This window comes from Arenimonas caeni, assembly GCF_003024235.1.
Classification (GTDB): domain Bacteria; phylum Pseudomonadota; class Gammaproteobacteria; order Xanthomonadales; family Xanthomonadaceae; genus Arenimonas; species Arenimonas caeni.
In genome coordinates, this window is sequence record NZ_KZ679118.1 from 1 (window position 1) to 1087 (window position 1087).

At 66.1% G+C, this 1087-nt stretch carries 1 protein-coding gene; it reads right to left on the bottom strand.

Features of this window, described 5'->3' with window-relative positions:
• Nucleotides 1-4: 4 nt before the first annotated feature.
• Nucleotides 5-1087 (bottom strand): elongation factor Tu (gene tuf / locus C6N40_RS13845; protein WP_106991607.1); only part of this gene is annotated, 1083 nt, incomplete at its 5' end.

Genomic DNA, 1087 nt, shown 5'->3' on the forward strand with positions numbered 1-1087 from the left:
GCGCTTACTTGATGATCTTGGCAACCACGCCGGCGCCGACGGTGCGGCCACCCTCGCGGATCGCGAAGCGCAGGCCCTCGTCCATCGCGATCGGCGCGATCAGGGTGACCTGCATCTTCACGTTGTCGCCCGGCATCACCATCTCCACGCCTTCCGGCAGCTGGCAGGCGCCAGTCACGTCGGTCGTGCGGAAATAGAACTGCGGACGGTAGCCCTTGAAGAACGGGGTGTGGCGGCCGCCCTCGTCCTTCGACAGCACGTACACCTCGGCCTCGAACTCCGTGTGCGGAGAGATCGAACCCGGCTTGCACAGCACCTGGCCACGCTCGACTTCGTCACGCTTCGTGCCGCGCAGCAGCAAACCGGCATTGTCGCCCGCCTGGCCCTGGTCGAGCAGCTTGCGGAACATCTCCACGCCGGTGACCGTCGTCTTGACCGTCGGGCGGATGCCCACGATCTCGATTTCGTCGCCCACCTTGATGATGCCGCGCTCGATGCGGCCCGTCACCACCGTGCCGCGGCCCGAGATCGAGAACACGTCCTCGACCGGCATCAGGAACGGCTTGTCCACGTCGCGCTGCGGCTCCGGGATGTACGAGTCGAGAGCGTCAACCAGCTTGATGATCGCCGGAACGCCGATCTCCGACTGGTCGCCCTCGAGCGCCTTGAGCGCCGAACCCTTGATGATCGGGGTGTCGTCGCCGGGGAAGTTGTACTTGCTCAGCAGCTCGCGGATTTCCATCTCCACCAGCTCCAGCAGCTCGGCGTCGTCCACCATGTCCGCCTTGTTCATGAACACGACGATGTAGGGGACGCCCACCTGGCGGGCCAGCAGGATGTGCTCGCGGGTCTGCGGCATCGGGCCGTCAGCGGCCGAGCACACCAGGATCGCGCCGTCCATCTGCGCCGCACCCGTGATCATGTTCTTCACGTAGTCGGCGTGGCCCGGGCAATCGACGTGCGCGTAGTGGCGGGTCGGGCTCTCGTACTCGACGTGCGAGGTCGAGATCGTGATGCCGCGGGCCTTCTCTTCCGGCGCCTTGTCGATCGCGTCGTAGGCATGGAACTGGCCACCGAAGCGCTCGGC